General features: G+C 46.8%; 15 protein-coding genes. 10 read left to right on the top strand and 5 right to left on the bottom strand.

All coding sequences use genetic code 11. The features are described 5' to 3' along the window. Positions 1-81: 81 nt before the first annotated feature. The 7 genes from MYF79_RS10670 (at position 82) to MYF79_RS10640 (ending at position 7,125) form a co-directional block, all read left to right on the top strand. Positions 82-594, top strand: a complete 513-nt coding sequence (locus tag MYF79_RS10670; RefSeq protein WP_247813860.1) for a hypothetical protein — start codon at positions 82-84, stop codon at positions 592-594. A gap of 534 nt (positions 595-1,128) precedes the next feature. Continuing rightward, on the top strand, positions 1,129-2,361 hold the full coding sequence (locus tag MYF79_RS10665) for an aspartate aminotransferase family protein (protein WP_199658412.1): 1,233 nt from the start codon (positions 1,129-1,131) through the stop codon (positions 2,359-2,361). A gap of 12 nt (positions 2,362-2,373) precedes the next feature. Then, the gene (locus MYF79_RS10660) at positions 2,374-3,396 is read left to right on the top strand and encodes a zinc-dependent alcohol dehydrogenase (RefSeq protein WP_247813859.1); all 1,023 of its coding nucleotides are present in this window, start codon (positions 2,374-2,376) and stop codon (positions 3,394-3,396) included. 10 nt (positions 3,397-3,406) lie between these two features. Next, on the top strand, positions 3,407-4,090 hold the full coding sequence (locus MYF79_RS10655) for an HAD family hydrolase (protein ID WP_247813858.1): 684 nt from the start codon (positions 3,407-3,409) through the stop codon (positions 4,088-4,090). A gap of 6 nt (positions 4,091-4,096) precedes the next feature. Then, positions 4,097-5,263, top strand: coding sequence for an MFS transporter (locus tag MYF79_RS10650; RefSeq protein ID WP_247813857.1), 1,167 nt, complete (start codon positions 4,097-4,099; stop codon positions 5,261-5,263). A 32-nt stretch (positions 5,264-5,295) separates the two neighbouring features. After that, positions 5,296-6,357, top strand: a complete 1,062-nt coding sequence (locus MYF79_RS10645; RefSeq protein ID WP_247813856.1) for a PLP-dependent aminotransferase family protein — start codon at positions 5,296-5,298, stop codon at positions 6,355-6,357. A gap of 291 nt (positions 6,358-6,648) precedes the next feature. Then, complete coding sequence (locus tag MYF79_RS10640; protein WP_199658417.1) at positions 6,649-7,125, top strand: Dps family protein; 477 nt, start codon at positions 6,649-6,651, stop codon at positions 7,123-7,125. Positions 7,126-7,413: 288 nt separating this feature from the next. On the opposite strand, the gene MYF79_RS10635 is transcribed toward MYF79_RS10640, so the two are convergent. After that, positions 7,414-9,021: a sigma 54-interacting transcriptional regulator gene (locus MYF79_RS10635; protein WP_247813855.1), complete on the bottom strand. Its 1,608-nt coding sequence runs from the start codon at positions 9,019-9,021 to the stop codon at positions 7,414-7,416. Positions 9,022-9,199: 178 nt separating this feature from the next. Between MYF79_RS10635 and MYF79_RS10630 the strand changes: the two genes are divergently transcribed. Genes MYF79_RS10630 through MYF79_RS10620 form a run of 3 tightly spaced genes read left to right on the top strand, consistent with a single transcriptional unit; the run spans position 9,200 to position 11,700 of the window. Continuing rightward, positions 9,200-9,610: an OsmC family peroxiredoxin gene (locus tag MYF79_RS10630; RefSeq protein ID WP_247813854.1), complete on the top strand. Its 411-nt coding sequence runs from the start codon at positions 9,200-9,202 to the stop codon at positions 9,608-9,610. Then, complete coding sequence (locus MYF79_RS10625) at positions 9,607-10,989, top strand: alginate export family protein (RefSeq protein ID WP_247813853.1); 1,383 nt, start codon at positions 9,607-9,609, stop codon at positions 10,987-10,989. Before MYF79_RS10630 ends, MYF79_RS10625 begins: the two co-directional genes overlap by 4 nt. Before the next feature lie 3 nt (positions 10,990-10,992). Then, positions 10,993-11,700 (top strand): M17 family peptidase N-terminal domain-containing protein, encoded by a 708-nt coding sequence (locus MYF79_RS10620; RefSeq protein WP_247813852.1) that lies wholly within the window; start codon positions 10,993-10,995, stop codon positions 11,698-11,700. 78 nt (positions 11,701-11,778) lie between these two features. Here the strand turns inward: MYF79_RS10620 and MYF79_RS10615 are convergent, their stop codons facing one another. From MYF79_RS10615 to MYF79_RS10600, 4 genes are all read right to left on the bottom strand, one after another. After that, entirely contained in the window at positions 11,779-12,633 is an 855-nt protein-coding gene (locus MYF79_RS10615) for a helix-turn-helix domain-containing protein (protein WP_247813851.1), read from the bottom strand. A gap of 111 nt (positions 12,634-12,744) precedes the next feature. Further along, the gene (locus MYF79_RS10610; protein WP_247813850.1) at positions 12,745-15,120 is read right to left on the bottom strand and encodes a GAF domain-containing protein; all 2,376 of its coding nucleotides are present in this window, start codon (positions 15,118-15,120) and stop codon (positions 12,745-12,747) included. Between the two features lie 47 nt (positions 15,121-15,167). Further along, positions 15,168-15,551, bottom strand: coding sequence for a VOC family protein (locus MYF79_RS10605; RefSeq protein ID WP_247813849.1), 384 nt, complete (start codon positions 15,549-15,551; stop codon positions 15,168-15,170). Positions 15,552-15,645: 94 nt separating this feature from the next. Then, positions 15,646-16,464 (bottom strand): AraC family transcriptional regulator, encoded by an 819-nt coding sequence (locus MYF79_RS10600; RefSeq protein WP_247813848.1) that lies wholly within the window; start codon positions 16,462-16,464, stop codon positions 15,646-15,648. Positions 16,465-16,491: the final 27 nt, after the last annotated feature.

Genomic DNA, 16,491 nt, shown 5'->3' with positions numbered 1-16,491 from the left:
GCCTTTTTTTTATTCCGCTCATCAGAAACAATTTATATATTTGCGTCATTATCGGTATAGACTACAAGAAACCTACAACTAATGAAGATGTCAACGCTCAGCCTTGCGGCTGCTATACTATTTTTATACTTTTCAGGATGTGTATACGGTGGCAATGATGGAGTAGATCCCCGTAATGGTTTTACACTGAATGACTCCCTTTTCCATACAGATTATGCTATCAGGAAAAACTGGACAGGCGGCATTGAAGTTGCCTTTACTGACATGAAGCAATCTGCCTCTTTCTCCGGCAAGGTGCATACGGTTCAGTTCCTGCTGGAAACATTATCGGATAAGGTTACCTATACCTATATGCCGGCCGACTCAGCGGCATTTGACAGCAAAAAGAATTTTGATGTGGCCCTGCTCTACCAGAACGTCTCCTATAAAGACGGACAGGAAGTAACAGGAACAGGAGAGATACTCAGCAAACCTACAGGAGGAAGTCTCACCTTCGTACAGGGGCCGCAATACCAAACCTTTACCTATGTACTTGAATTTGGCGAGCGTCGTATCAGGGGTGTTTACAAAGGGAAGGTTACCGTAATAGAATAACGACGCTGCGCGTTGTTCTGATAAACGAAAAGTGAAAAATAATACAGGAGTGGCTGTTCCGCATAAAACCGGGGCAGCCATTCCTGTTTTACAGCGTTATTAACATATGAACGCAACACCATTTCAGTTGCTGTTCTATAACACTGTTATACCATAAAATAAATGCAGTAATGTAACAGGTCCATCGCATGCAATATATATGCAGCAACACCGTACAACAACGTACAGTAGCGCATTACAGCGTCCTATCAATTCTCACTTCCAACAACAATTTACAATCCTATTTAATAAAAAATAAAGGATTCAGTTAAAACAAAAAAAATAAATTCTCATAAATACATTCTACTTTGGCATCGTGAATTTTGATAATGAAGCTAGCCACATTTTCATATCCACCACGTCAAAAAAAAATTGTATAACCCGGATTCCCTGCAGGAAGTTCAAGAAACAATTGTTCGTTATGTAACTCAGTCTATGTGACCGTTATCTTACGCCATTCCACCATTTTGATTTTCTTATGTAAAACCCACCCCCATGTCTGTTAACATTCAGTTTACTAAAGGCAGTGGCATACGCCTTTATACTTCACATGATGAAGAGTACATCGATGCCGTTTCGGGTACCTTCAATCTCGCCCTCGGATACAGTCATCCAGAGGTAGTAGACGTCCTGCAGCAGCAGGTGAAAGATCTGATACATGTTTCCTCCTCTTTTACCGGCGAACTTGCGTCCAATGTGCTGAACAGCATACTGGAACATGCTCCTGAAGGTATTACTGATGGCTGGATGCGTGACATCATTGGTTCCACTGCCAATGAAGGCGCTGTTAAAATTGCCAACAAGTTCAATGGTAAAAATGAAGTACTTAGCCTGTCCCTCTCGCATCACGGACAAACCCTTTTCACGACCAGTATTTCAGGGAATGCTTTCAGAAGAAAGTCATTCGCCAACACCATCTCCAACAAACACGCTATTGTACCTGCGCCTTATTGCTACAGGTGCCCTTATTCGGCCAAGTACCCCAATTGCGGCTACCTGTGCACAGAGGCTATCTATGACTATGTAGAATACGGCGGCTCCGGCAACGTATCCTGCATCATCATGGAACCCATCCTGGGCAACGGCGGTAACATTGTACCGCCTCCCGGATATTTTGAAAGGATCAAAAAGATCTGTGATGAACTGGACATCGTTCTCATCTCCGACGAGGTGCAGACCGGCATAGGCAGAACAGGGTATATGTTTGCCAGCGAGCATTTTGATATGCAACCCGATATCATTACACTGGCGAAAGGATTGGGCGGTATAGGCATTCCTACTGCTGCTATCCTGTACAGGCCTGAATTTGCCGTACTGGAAAAATTTGAGCATTCCTACACTTCCGGTGGCAACCTGCTCTCACTGTCGGCTGCGCAGAAAACAATGGAGATCGTATCCCGGGAAGGATTCCTCGGAAATGTACGCGATAATGGTGTGATACTCGGCACGCTGCTCAACCGGCTGAAAGAGAAATATGGTCACTTCATCGGCGATGTAAGAGGAATGGGATATATGTGGGGAATGGAGATCGTTGATAAAGACGGCGCCCCGGATGTACCACTCACCAACAGGATCATTGACAAAGCACTGGAAGAACAGAAACTTATTCTCAGGGGCTCCAGGTATGGCTTTGGCAATGTTGTAAAAGTAAGACCCGCTCTCACTGCCACTGTCGATGATGTACAGGAGATCTGCGACAGGCTGGACAAATTATTCAGTCAGCTTTAAAAATTGTTACCCATGCAAGCTATCGTTTATCACGGTCCCTGGAACATTCAACTTGAAGAACGGGAAGAACCGGCCATCACATTGCCAGACGAAGTGATCGTAGAGATCCGCGCCACCGGCATCTGCGGCACAGACCTCAGCATCATCTCCGGTGAATATAATGCAAAGGAGAAAGTAATCATCGGCCACGAATCGGCCGGTATAATTGTCGAAAAAGGCAGGGGCGTTGAAAATTTCAATGTGGGCGACCGTGTCATTATCGACCCTACCTATTACTGTGGTTACTGCGAGAACTGCAGGAAAGGACTAAGGAATCACTGTTTCCTGAAATCGACCACCGAAGCAGGCGTTTCCATTGACGGCACCTTCACGAAATATTTCAAGACCACCAAACGCTTTATCTATCCCCTGGCAGATGCTGTGCCTTTCGAACAGGGCGCCATGTCTGAACCGCTCAGCTGTGTGCTCACAGCAGTAAAGAAACTGGCGGTCACTCCTTTCTACAACGTAGCCATCCTGGGCGGCGGTCCTATCGGACTGCTGTTCTACCTGGCCTTGAAACAATACGGTATCCGGGCAGGTACCATCTATGAGACTTCTGCCAACAGAACCGAGCTTATTACCAGCAATGACATCCTTAGTCCGGGCTGGTACCTGTCTGGCCATTTTGCACCTCGTAAACACCAGTATGACCTGATCGTGGACACTACAGGCAGCATGCTGGAAAAATCGATCGATGCAATAGCCGATGGCGGAAAGATTGCACTGATAGGACTGCGGAACAATCAGCAGACCATCAATCCGCGTGAGATCACCGACCGCAGTATTTCCATCATCGGCTCCATCGATTCGCAGGACACCTTCAAACATGCTGTTGACCTCATCAACGGCCAGGTGCTGGGACTGGAGAAGATCATCACGAAAGCATACGGCATCGACGAATTCAGGGATGCCCTGTCAGACCTTGGATGTAACGTTGCCAAACGTCAGCGTAACAATGAGATCTCCAGCCTGAAATCTGTTATCAAGTTTTAAAACTGCTTTTATGAAGTACATTATTTTCGATATAGATGGCACATTGACCAATACGACAGAAATAGATGATCTCTGTTTTACAAAGGCCATTGCCGCTACTTTCAACTTCTCCGACTTTAATACCAATTACGGTCACTACGAGAACACCACCGACTCAGGCATCCTGAACCAGCTATCGCTCGAACGCAGGAACCGTCCATGCACGGTCACCGAAATAGAGAACTTCATTGATTGCTTCTGCACATTACTGGAAGAGGCTTATGAAAAACAGGCCAGCCACTTCAGGGAAATCCCCAAAGCAGGGAAGATCATCAGCACACTGGCCCGTAATGAAGACCTGAGAATAGGCCTGGCCACCGGTGGCTGGAAACAATCTGCGTTGTTTAAATTGCAGGTTGCGGGTATTAATATCGAAGAATGCAGTGCCGCTTCCTTTGCACAGGATGCCTTTGCAAGACGGGATATTATCGGTCACACCATCCATAAGATGAACAAGCGGCATAATGAATCGCCCGAGCTTTCCGATATCATTTATGTAGGCGATGGCAACTGGGACTACCAGGCCACATTGCAACTTGGCATAAAGTTTATCGGTATTGACAACAAGAAGCTGGCACATATCAACGACATCATCAAGATCTCGGATTATGACGAACTGGAGCAGCATATTGGCCTTATGACCTTAACCTCGTAACGATTTATGAAAGATCTGACTGTCCATCTTAACCTGAAGCGGTCTCACCGTATTGCAGCAAGCGTATTCTTTTTCATCGCCGGACTGACCTATACCAGCTGGGCCTGCCGCATCCATGATATCAAGGCCATCTTCCGGCTGAACAATGCCGCACTGGGCGGCGTATTGTTTGCCCTGCCTATCGGCCTGATGGTAAGCCTGCCGGTATCGGGCTGGCTGGTTACCCGCATGGGTAGCCGGAAAGTACTGATCAGTGCCGGATTGTTATTCCCGCTTATGCTATCCGCGATTGGGCTGGCTTCAGAGATATGGCAGTTGGTGATACTATTGTTCTGTTTCGGCTTTATGAACAATGTTTTTGAAATATCCATGAACACACAGGCTGTTGGAATAGAGGCTTTATATGGCAGGTCCATTATGGCTTCTTTCCACGGTCTGTGGAGTTTAGCAGGTTTTGCGGGGGTAGGGATCGGCACTATCGCTATCAACATGGAGTTGCCGGTGTTACAGCACTACATCTTCATCTGCATCATCTGCTGGGCATTGGTACTGATCTTCTATCGATACCTTTTGCCGGCGGATGAGGCATCAGACAGTTCACAACCCATCTTTGCCAAACCAGACAGCAGTATCCTCAAACTGGGGCTGATCGCATTCTGCAGCCTGGTAACAGAGGGTACGATGTTCGACTGGAGCGGCATCTATTTTCAGAAGATAGTAGCAGTACCCGAACACCTCACCACTGCAGGTTATATTGCCTTCATGAGCACCATGGCAGGTGGCAGATTTATTGCCGACCGCTTTGTAACAAGGCTGGGCGCCAAAACAGTATTACAGATCAGTGGTATGTTGACCACTTCCGGTTTACTACTGGCTATCTGCCTTCCTTACCTCGTCACCGCTACCATTGGTTTCCTGCTGGTGGGTATCGGCGTCTCTTCCGTAGTACCCCTGGTACTGGCGCTGGCCGGCAAATCTAAAACACTGGCTCCCGGTGTCGCAATTGCCGCGGTGTCTACCGTCGGATTCCTGGGCTTCCTGCTGGGTCCTCCCATGATCGGGTTCATTTCCGAAGCCACCGATCTGCGCTGGTCTTTTACCATGATCGCAGTGCTGGGTTTCGGCATTTCCTTACTGGCCTCGCAGGCAGGTAAGATCTCTGAAGAGAAATAGTTGTACTTTTGGCGATCCAAATCTTCAGCTCCATGATATCGCTAAGCTCAAATTACCCGGTGCTCGCCGACCAGCAGACCGTGTTCAAACCTATTACAGACAGGCATTGCGCAACGTACAATGAATGGTTTACCATAAAACCGGCGGCAGGTAACCCGGAAGACCGACGGGTTGCAGCCGGATGGATATCACGCAGCGGACCTGCCATCGGTGAAGATCGTATATACATGGCCATCTCCGGTCATCAGGCTATTATTGTAGCACTCCTTGCGGCTTCTTTACAAGGCACGGCGATAGCGGTAGATGAGTTTACCTATTCTAATTTTCTGACCATTGCCAGGCTCCTGAACATTCAACTGATCGGCTGCAAAACCGATGAAAAAGGAATGTTACCTTCAGCGCTGGCCGCTGCCAGCACACAACACAATATCCGGGGCATCTATATCATGCCTACCATCAACAATCCCACCGGTGTCGTTATGCCATTGGAACGGCGCCTGGAACTGATTGATATTGCCCGTAAACACGGACAGATCATTATCGATGATGACGCCTATGGCTTCCTCGACGACAATCCCCCTGCCAACTTCGCACAACTGGCGCCAGATCTGGGCTGGTACATTTACAGCCTGTCCAAACCCTTAGCGCCTGATGTCAAAGTGGCGTTCATTGCGGCGCCTGAGCAATACAGGGAACAAATTATCATGATGCTGAAACTGACTTCCAGCAATCCATCTACTTTCTTTACCAGCTTCGTGTCGGCCGCCATTAGCAGTGGTGAACTGGAAAAGCTCATCACCCGGAAGCGTATTGAAGGTAAGAGCAGGCAGTTAAAAACAAGAGAGGTGCTTTCGGGATATGAGGTATACGGACATGAGAATGGTTTTCACTGCTGGCTGAAACTTCCGGGAGGTGTTACAGCGGCGGTATTGTATGCATCTTTGCTGAAGGAAGGTGTGGAGGTAATGCCAGGGACTATCTTTGCGGCGCCGGGTGTGGGTGCCGGGGAATATATCAGGATAGCGATGGGAGCTGAACGGGATATGAACAGGGTCATACAAGGGCTTGAGATCATTAAGAAGCAGCTTGGGTGATTCGTATGTACGAGGCTGTTGATATTAGCGCCGCTATTTTATTACTCAATGCGGAGTAGCTTGATGATTGTCATTTATTACTCAACGCGGAGTAGCTCCGGTTTCAGTATGGGATGCCGGTCGGCGCCTCTCCGGATGTCGATTGAGCTTTGATGCTTCTGGTATGCTCGCGATGGGCATAGGAATGCTTCTTACTGTTGTAAACATTACTGTAAATGATGTGTTAATTATAGCCGGGAGAATTTAAAGCAATAAGAATGTTCTACCTTAGCAGTATTAAACAAGCGACATATGAATACGAATATTGGTATTACAGAAGCAAACAGACAGCAGGTAGCTAACCAGCTGGCCAAATTACTGGCTGACGAGTTCTTACTTTATACTAAGACCCGTAACGCACACTGGAATGTAGAAGGGCCCGATTTTCACTCCATGCACCTCTTCTTTGAATCACAATACGAAGAGCTGGATGAGATCATGGACAGCGTAGCAGAAAGGATCCGTTCTATCGGTCATTACCCGCCGGCTACACTGAAAAGCTTCCTGGAACTGACGCACCTGACAGAATACAGCGAAAGGACCAACGATAGCCTCGGCTTCATTAAAGAATTACTGGGAGACCATGAAAGCATTATCGAGTTCCTGAGAGGTAACATTGATGCATTTGCAAACACTTACAAGGATGCAGGCACCAGTGATTATATTACAGGACTGCTGGAAACGCATGAGAAGATGGCCTGGATGTTACGCGCGCACTACCGCAAATAATTACCAACCTACTCTCTATAAAAAGAATCCCGTGGCTTATTGCTGCGGGATTCCCATTTATAATATGGGCAAGGCTTCAATGTGTATTTTTCTCCTCTAAGGAGATCGAAATAGTATGAATGCTGATCAGCAATATCAACGTTTCTTCCTGATACCCGGTTTAGATATTATGAATACCAATCAGGATACCAGCGTTTCTTCCTGTACCCGGCTTAGATATTATGAATACCGATCAGGATAGCCAATATTTCTTTCCTGATACCTGGTTTAGATATTTATGAACGCCAGTCAGGATATCAGCGTTTCTTTCTTAATACCCAGTTTCTTGATCCTTGAATTTAAGGTCGATACCCGCAGGCCCAATACTTCAGCGGCACCGCCGGGGCCAAACACCTTACCATTACATCTTTTCAATACTTCCACAATATATTCCCGTTCCATTTCCGCCAGTGTTTTGGTATAGTCTTTTTCTTCCTTCACCGTATTCTTGTAGATAACAGGCAGATCTATTTCTTTGATAACGTTGCCACTTGTGAGCAACACACTTCTTTCCAGGAGATGCTCCAGTTCCCTGACATTCCCCGGCCAGTCATAACTCATCAGCTCTTTCATGGCCTTACTGGAAATGCTCATCTCCTTACGGCCTGCATTCCGTGAGTATTTTCCTATGAAGTGATTGGCCAGTGCGGGAATATCTTCCCTGCGTTCCCGTAGCGGAGGCAGTGTAATGGGAAATACATTCAGGCGGTAGAACAGGTCTTCCCTGAAACGGCCCTCTGCTACCTCTTTCTTCAGATTGCGGTTAGTAGCTGCTATGATGCGGACATCCACCTTAATAGGCCCTCTGCCACCTATGCGTTCGATCTCTTTTTCCTGGATGGCCCGTAACAGCTTCACCTGCAGGTCTACCGGCATCTCTCCTATTTCATCGAGGAACAAAGTGCCTTTATTGGCCAGTTCAAATTTCCCGATCCTGCGTTCCGTTGCCCCGGTGAAACTGCCTTTCTCATGCCCGAACAACTCACTCTCTATCAGGCTGGCCGGCATAGCAGCGCAATTCACTTTTACCATTAACTTATCTTTCCGCGGAGACGAGTTGTGGATGGCCCGGGCTACCAGTTCCTTACCGGTGCCTGTTTCCCCCAGTATCAATACCGTACTGTTGGCATAAGCCACCTGCCCTAAGAGGTGGAACATTTTCTGCATGGCTTCACCCGTTCCGATAATATCACTGTAAGTATATCCTGTAGCACTCGCCTCCCTGAAATAATGGTTCTCTTCCTCCAGTTGCTGTTTATACCGGTTGATCTCTTCCATCTGCTGAACATTGGCTACCGCCAGCGACACCTGCCCTACTATCTGCTCTATAATATCCCGGGCGTCTTTTGTGAAAGCCCCATGTGTCTTAGCGTAAAATGAAAGCACGCCCAGTTGTATATTATCGCATACAAGCGTGATGGCCGCTATTTCCTTAATGCCGGCTTCATGCTGGATGATAATATGTGACGGCGCGTTCCCCCTGGCCACCAGTTCATCGAGGTCAAATACCACACAGCCTTCCGCTTCCAGCACCTTGTTGTAGATGCCGTCCTGTATAGGATAGGTGTGTGTGATCAGGTCATTGTATTGTTTGTGCTGGCGGGTAGTCGAATCGCTGTCAACCAGGAACGTCTTCCAGTGCTTTCTATCCTCACAGATAAGCGTAACAATGGCATGAGAGAAGCTAAACAACTGACCAAGGGTTTCCCTGATCATCGCCATCAGGCCGGGCTTATTTTTGATACGGATGATCTCCGCGCTCAGGGAGAGTAAGATCTCCTGCTGCCGTATTTTCTTTTCCAGCGCATCCTGGTCATCTGAAGTATGAGTAGTGGTTTTATGAGTTGATTTCGCCATTGCCTGAAATTAGGAGTACTCCGGATCAAAATTACTTATTTCTGCTTTATTGGAAATGTACAACACTTGTCATGATTTGTGGATCTGGCAATCTGCTTCTTTCAGATACCTTTGATAAGGGAACATTAAAAGATTGGTCGACCCGACATCGATACATCAATTAAATCCATCATGCTTTATGAAACATCACGCTACTGCTGTATGGTCTGGGCCCGGCAAGGAAGGGAATGGCATACTGACCACTGAAAGCAAGACGCTGAACGAGCAGTCGTACTCTTTCGACAGCCGCTTTGGAGATGCTGCCGGCACCAATCCGGAAGAGCTGCTGGCTGCGGCACATGCAAGCTGTTATACCATGAAACTCAGCTTTGTATTGGGAGAGGCCGGGTACGTGCCCAACATCATCAGAACAACTTCCTATGTAAGTCTCATCAACGGCGCTATTACAGAGTCCCATCTCATTGTAAAAGCGGATGTCCCTAAAATAAGTAAAGCATTATTCGAATCCTGTATCAAAGATGCGGAAGCCAACAGTCCTCTGAGCATGGTACTGAAAGCACGTGTCCGGGTAGAATACGAACTGACATGAATTATAAGATCATATTCCTCTTTATCCTTTCTCTCTGCCTCCGGCTGCAACCATTGACAGCGCAACAATTCAAGCTGTTGCGTTACAATGAAGATTATTCCTATCTCAGCAAAGACAGTTCCGGCAACTGGTATCATAAGATCAAATACCTGCCGCTCTTTCATAAAGATCATTTCTATTTGTCATTCGGTGGCGAGGCCCGCTATGAATATGCTGCTACCAGCCATGAAGACTGGCAGAAAAATGGTGAAGGGAATAATCATCTTTTTTTACAACGTTATAGTCTGCATGCAGACCTTCACCTGGGGGCCTCTGTCAGGGTCTTTGCGCAGTTAAACAGTGCGCTGGAAACGCTCAGCAAACTGCCGCCTATACCTGTGAACAAGGACGAATTAAACGTACAGAACCTTTTTGTCGATGTAAGGCTCAAAACATGGGAAAAGGAGAAACGGGCTATTACCGTCAGGGCCGGCAGGCAAGAGCTGGACTATGGTACCGGCAGACTGGTATCTGTGCGTGAAGGCACTAACGTACGTAAATATTTTACCGGCGGGAAGATCATGTATAATGCGCCATCCTTTGGTGTAGACGCTTTTGCCATGATGGATGATGAAGTAAACCCGGGCATCTTCGATAATAAACCATCGCATGAGGTCAATCTATGGGGAGCATATTCTTATGTGATCATTCCCCGGCAGGGCAACCTGGATCTCTATTACCTGGGCTATCACAGAGACAATGCAACCTTTGAAGAAGGTACCGCCAACGAAACGCGACATACGCTGGCAGTTCGTTACTGGAAATATGGTGGCGGCTTTATTTACAACCTCGAATCTGCATACCAGTTCGGCTTCTTCGGAGATGGTCATATCAGCGCATGGACTACCGCCATTGACATTGGTTATTCGTTTGAAAATGCACTTTACAAGCCATCCATTAACCTGCGAAATGACTATATCTCGGGCGATAAAAAACCTGGTGATGGCCGGCTGGGCACTTTCAATCCCTTATATCCCAAAGGCGGATATTTCGGGTTCAATCCACGTATCGGGCCGGCTAACCTGATAGATCTCCATCCTTATGGCACACTTACTTTCAGCGAGCGCTTTTCTGCGCAGGCAGATGTCGTGCTCAACTGGCGCTATGCCACCGGCGATGGCATTTACCGGCCCAGTGGTTCCTTTAATATGCCTGGTGCAGGATCGGACGAGCGATATATAGGTACCGCCTATCTGCTCAGTGCAGAATATACATTCAGTAAGTTCATCAAACTGAGTTGCGGCGCCCAGTACTTTGACACGGGCGCTTTTATCGATCAGCAGATCACACCTTCCGCTAATTCCTTTTTTATCAATACACAGTTATCATTTAAGTTCTGACATATGAAAACATTAAAAACAAAACTGGCCGGCCTGTTCTTCTTTTTACTATTTACTGCCACCCTGCAGGCGCAGGATCTGCCCACTGTCGGCACTTCCGGTATTGTAGGCAAAGCGTCCGGTATTGCTGTAGAAGTGAAGATACAGAGTCCCTCGGCACAGGTCACTCCTTTACAGGTTGCCTGCGTATTCGAGTACACAGAAGGCGATATTACCAATCCCCCCGCATTGCCCGCACAGCTGAATGGCATGTTGCACCTTGACGAGGCATTACACGGTATCATTACCGAATTACGCAAGAGTGGCAAGTTTACCGGACATGCATTTGAAACATTGCTCATCACTCCCCCTCCGGGCACTATTCCTGCAAAACAGCTATTGCTCGTAGGGCTTGGCAACAGGAACACCTTCAATGCAGATATGATGTATACCGTAGGAAGTATCGGTATGAGAGAGGCATTAAGACTGGGCGTAACATCTTACTCACATGCCAGCGATATCAAAGACGCAGGCATTGACTCTCCGACAGCAGCGGTAGCGGAAAATGTGGTGAAAGGTGCATTGGATGCATACGATACGCAGTTACACCTGAAAGGTAAAAAAATGTCAGCGTTCAAACCGCTTGTGAAGTTCACCTTATTATCAGGCCCTGCTTTTTATGCACCATCATCAGCAGCGGTCAAAGCCGCATTGGCTGCTTACGCACAATAAGCGATCTTATTCCGGGGCTGAAAAAAGGCCGTATCAGGTATTTACTGATACGGCCTTTTTTCAGCCCCGGAACGGATCTTATATAGCTTCTGCCAGACTGTGTTTGAAACGGGTGAAATTCATGCCTGTTTTAGATTTGAAGAATTTACTGAAATGCGCCTGGTTATCAAAGCCCAGGTCGAATGCAATCTCTTTCAGGCTACAGTCAGAATACAGCATACGGCGTTTCGCTTCCAGGATGATCAGTTTATGGATCTGATAGCTGGCAGTGAAGCCTGTTACTTTCTTTACGGCGGAGTTAAGATAGTTAGGTGTAACGCTTAAAGCATCTGCGTAATCAGCTACTTTCTTCCTGGTGATAAATTGTTGTTTCAGCATGGTCATAAACTTCCGGGCAATCTCCCCTTCTCTTGATACCACCAGTGTATGTCCTCCGATTCCCAGTTCACGGGAAACATAGATCATAAATACATTGAGCAGGCCGGCTAATACTTCAGAACGCATCCACAGGTTATTCTCACACTCCCGTTTCATTTTCCTGACTATTTCTTCCAGTTCTTCCTGCATTGATTCATCTGCCCGGAAGCTCAGTAGCTGCATGTTGAGGATGGATTCCTCAAAAGAAGACATCATCTCTTTCAGGTTGGGAGCAAGATAAAGAGAGTCAGGAGAAAAGGAGAGATAATAGCCGCAGGCGGAATTATCCAGTTCGAACTTTCTCAGTTGCCCGGGAAGAAAGCAATAGATCTGCTGTCCGCTTACCGGGTTGATCTTTCCATCTGCCTCTATTGTACCGGCGCCATGTTTACACCACAGGATCTCAACATTTTCCAGTTTAAAAGCCTGCTGGCCACGCAGCGCATTAGCAGCGGCTGATCCGAGGGTATAGATCTCAATTCGGGGGCGTGATAATTTTGCTTCGTTGTGGCTCATGAGTGGCGATTTGATTTGACTATACTAGGCAATCGGGATGCCATACACACAATCAAATAACAATCAACCACTTACAAAAGTTTCAGACAAACAAAATCTGGCGATATTTCGCTAATTATTGAGCTTTTCTTCCGAAATCTCGTCAAAAATGCCGGACGTAACCCCTACCCTGAGTGCTCTCAATCCTGTCAGTCCCTGGAGGTCTTCCAGTTCGAGTTCTTCCAGATCATTGTTCAACGTTCCTTTTTCCTGCAGATAGTTAATAAAGGGGAGGTAGTCTTCAATATCCTTACGGTCGAAGTAGATCAGCACGATCTTATCCGGCTGGGTCAGCCGTTCTTCGGAATTGTGAATATGCACCTTATCGATCCTCTTTTTGATCATCTGGTAGCGGATGTTATAGGCACCTTCCACATCGAACTTCCTTTCATCGGCCCTGAAACTGATATCGATAGTATGGTTATGCACAAAGATCAGCTGGGTGGTACGCAGCGGAATAGGCATTTCCGGCAGCAGGGAAGCTGTCAGTTTTGCTACTGCTGCCATTGAAGACAATTGCCATAAGCGCAGGTTCTTCAGGTGAAAATGATTGAATGGCTGATTCGGGGCAAAAGCCTGCCCGATATAAATATCATATTCCACGCCATCCGTTCTGAACTTTTCAAAATAACAGGGATAGGACCTTTGCAGCTGATCCTTTTCTGATTCAAAATAATTATTGACCACATTATTGATCATTTGCATGGACTGCTCCAGTGCATGTTTGTTGCCATACATATTACTATTGAACTTCTCTAGTGCCGTCATATAGTCTTCCAACAGGGCATTGCTGCCATTGTGCTTTGACAGGTGCGTCAGGTAAGGTGTTGTTTCTTCCCTGAAGAAGGTTACCAGCCTATTTTCATCGCTGCCATTCAACTGTTCCTGCTTAAGTACATCTTTCCATTTACTGCATTTATAGATCATCTCTTCCTGCAGCACGGAATGGTGTTCCACCTGTAAAGCCGTTAAGGTGTTCATCAACAGGCTCAGATGGCTATCCAGGTCAGAAATGATCGCCTTATTCCTTTCCAGGGTGGAGTTCCTGATATCCACGGCGCCATATAACGGGAACACCTCATTGAAATGGATGGTCTCTGCCTTTTCCGGCAGGCCTCGCTTCCTGTTATACAGGTAGTGCCAGGCCACCTCGTTAAATTTCCATTGTACGGATGGCTGTATGGAGGTAAATTTCTCTTTAATGATATTTTCTATCTCCAGGTTAAACTCGTCAATATACACCTGCATCAGGCGTCCTATTGCCGGCAATGCAGGTTCTAACAGCGATACAGCTGTTTCATCAAAAGTATCATCATCCCAGGTATGCATTGCCAGTACGCCTATGCAATGACGGTTGTAAAATAACGGAATCAGGGCAAGGGACCTGACCCTGAGCTTCCGGAAATGGTCCAGGAAACTGATCTCCATCTCTTTCGGCGCAAAAAGATCCTGAGAGAAAAATGAGTTCGGATTGGAGAAATAACCTTTCGCCTGTTTGCGGAAAACTTCCGGCGACAAGCGTTCTCCCCATACTTCGAACAGGATACCTGTCCCTCCTTTCCGGTATCCATATACGGGCTCGTTATTGACCGTTACCAGCGGGAACAGGTCAAATTCTATCTTTTTATTTGCTACTATCGTTTTCAGCGACTGGATAACGTGATGATAACTGGTCTCATCATTATCCGGTGTTCTGGCCAGTCTGACGCTTTCTATATTCTCGACGGCCTTCTCGGCAGTAACATCTGATATTGTCACCATTGTTATTCCCCTGAACCGGAACATAGACAAGGGAAGTATTTTCTCAAACATCTCATATCCCTGCTCTTCAGCCATACGAACGGACAGCTCAGTGAAATCCGGCGCCGGCAGCGGCCCCACAGGAACTACTTCGAGGAAATCGGTATTGATGTTCACCGCAAAGTATTGCAGCAGCCCGGTTTCTGTATTGACGCCTGCATGATACTGTCCTGCAGGTACGGGAATACGAAAATTGTACAGCCGCTGCAGGATGAAGGAATATACCAATTGCAGGCGGCTCTGATGGTATTGTTCCGGTGTTTTGGTCACCACATACTTATCCTGATCCGCCACTGTGCCCTGCATCAGCTCATGCAATTTAGTGGTGCCATAAAAAATAATGGGTTGGAAAGGGAAACCCAGTCCCCAGGCTAACTCATATTCGTCTGCCAGGGGAGGAGAAAGGCAGACATACACCTGTTCCAGTACTTCCTCGTATTCCTGAATATTCTCAAGCGTAAGCTCAACGTCCTGTACATTATACTTTTCGAACAATGCCAGTGCGTTCTTGTATATACCAGCCTTGGCCGTTTTCTCTCCAGCTACCCGCCTGCGGAGGTAGTCGATGAAGGGATTAAAGGAAATGGCCGCGTCCAGCGGTAAAGGGAGGCCTTTGCTGCCGGAAAGGTCCAGTATGTTTTTCTTCATGGCGTAGATCTCTTTGGAGCTTTTGATACAAATTTAGGGAACATAGATCATTTCTCCCCTCTAAACACCGTCTCCAGCAATATTCCCGTCGGCGTACGCAGAAAGATCCGCCGCTCGCCTATATCAGGCAGGTCCATAGGTGAGAACTTTATTTTCAGATCGATCAGTCTTTGTTTAAATCCCTCATAATCCTCCATAAAAAACGCGGTATGATCAATCGCTTCGGCAGAAGCATTCCCATTTCTATCATGATAAAATGAACTGGGTATAAGATGTACCAGCGGCGCATCTTTCCAGTACAACCAGTAGCCTGGTATGGCCTTAGCAATAGCGGCCGGTCTTGGCCCTTCCTTCAGGTCAAAAACCCGGATAAAAAAATCCCTTGTATCCTCCAGATGATCTGTTCGCAGGGTGGTATGATCAATGTGCATAACCATAAGGTTTTAATCCTGTACAAAGTTGGGATGATACAGCTGCAGGAAAATTGAACGAAACAATGATTATCCTGTATAAACCAAAGACACCTCAAAGCCCCTGCTGTTTTTTCTTAAATGCAGACGGCGTTTGATTGAAATATGCCTTGAATGACCTGTTCAGGTGGCTCTCATCACTATACCCGAATTCTTCCGCCAGCTGCGATACTGTTTTATTTCTCCCTACCAGTTGCTGGGCGATCAGTTTCAATGCATATTCCTGCACATACTTTTTATAGGCGATACCGGTCGCGTTTTTGAAATACTGGTTAAAGTAACTTTTGCTGATGAGGAAGGTCTCTGCCATCTTTTGTACTGAAAGCAGGTGTTTATCCGCGATATGCTGATGAATATAATTGAGGATGGACTGGAGCTTGTCATCCTTAGCGGTAGCGGTATACCCGCCCGTATCTTTGACGGTGAGCGCCATGATCAGGGACAATGCATTTTTGATGATGATATGCTGGTAAGCCGTCTCCTTCCGGTGTTCTGCAATGATCAGTTCCATCAGGGGTACGATCTGTTGTTTGTTATTGTTTGTAGCAGAAAGTTTACGGTAAGGTGATGAGAGGCGGTCAAAAATCGCTTTAAACCTATCATCCTGCAGGAAATCCTGGAAGAAATCCTCATGGAATTTTACCAGGCAAACGGCGGTCTTCTCCTGAAAAATAAAGAAGTGGCTGTCCTGCGGAGCGAGGATGAACAGGTCGCCCTTTTCATAGTTATAGCCATGCCCGTTGATCATATGCTGCCCTTTTCCCCGCATGATATAAAGCAGTTCATAGTGGGTATGCTTATGCAGCGGCAAGGGCCATTTGTCGGTGATCACATAGTCAATTTCCAGCTGCTGTGTAAGGTTCCTGGTATACATAGGCGAAAATTACGGGAATTCCCGTAA

It is taken from the genome of Chitinophaga filiformis (assembly GCF_023100805.1).
Taxonomy (GTDB): domain Bacteria; phylum Bacteroidota; class Bacteroidia; order Chitinophagales; family Chitinophagaceae; genus Chitinophaga; species Chitinophaga filiformis_B.
Note: the sequence above shows the minus strand (reverse complement) of the source record. Positions and strands in the feature narration are given on the sequence as shown.

Bases quoted from the DNA above. Each gene is read 5' to 3' on its own strand.
- MYF79_RS10670 (WP_247813860.1), top strand. From the start codon at position 82: ATGAAGATGTCAACGCTCAGCCTTGCGGCTGCTATACTATTTTTATAC.
- MYF79_RS10665 (WP_199658412.1), top strand. From the start codon at position 1,129: ATGTCTGTTAACATTCAGTTTACTAAAGGCAGTGGCATACGCCTTTAT.
- MYF79_RS10660 (WP_247813859.1), top strand. From the start codon at position 2,374: ATGCAAGCTATCGTTTATCACGGTCCCTGGAACATTCAACTTGAAGAA.
- MYF79_RS10655 (WP_247813858.1), top strand. From the start codon at position 3,407: ATGAAGTACATTATTTTCGATATAGATGGCACATTGACCAATACGACA.
- MYF79_RS10650 (WP_247813857.1), top strand. From the start codon at position 4,097: ATGAAAGATCTGACTGTCCATCTTAACCTGAAGCGGTCTCACCGTATT.
- MYF79_RS10645 (WP_247813856.1), top strand. From the start codon at position 5,296: ATGATATCGCTAAGCTCAAATTACCCGGTGCTCGCCGACCAGCAGACC.
- MYF79_RS10640 (WP_199658417.1), top strand. From the start codon at position 6,649: ATGAATACGAATATTGGTATTACAGAAGCAAACAGACAGCAGGTAGCT.
- MYF79_RS10635 (WP_247813855.1), bottom strand. From the start codon at position 9,021: ATGGCGAAATCAACTCATAAAACCACTACTCATACTTCAGATGACCAG.
- MYF79_RS10630 (WP_247813854.1), top strand. From the start codon at position 9,200: ATGAAACATCACGCTACTGCTGTATGGTCTGGGCCCGGCAAGGAAGGG.
- MYF79_RS10625 (WP_247813853.1), top strand. From the start codon at position 9,607: ATGAATTATAAGATCATATTCCTCTTTATCCTTTCTCTCTGCCTCCGG.
- MYF79_RS10620 (WP_247813852.1), top strand. From the start codon at position 10,993: ATGAAAACATTAAAAACAAAACTGGCCGGCCTGTTCTTCTTTTTACTA.
- MYF79_RS10615 (WP_247813851.1), bottom strand. From the start codon at position 12,633: ATGAGCCACAACGAAGCAAAATTATCACGCCCCCGAATTGAGATCTAT.
- MYF79_RS10610 (WP_247813850.1), bottom strand. From the start codon at position 15,120: ATGAAGAAAAACATACTGGACCTTTCCGGCAGCAAAGGCCTCCCTTTA.
- MYF79_RS10605 (WP_247813849.1), bottom strand. From the start codon at position 15,551: ATGCACATTGATCATACCACCCTGCGAACAGATCATCTGGAGGATACA.
- MYF79_RS10600 (WP_247813848.1), bottom strand. From the start codon at position 16,464: ATGTATACCAGGAACCTTACACAGCAGCTGGAAATTGACTATGTGATC.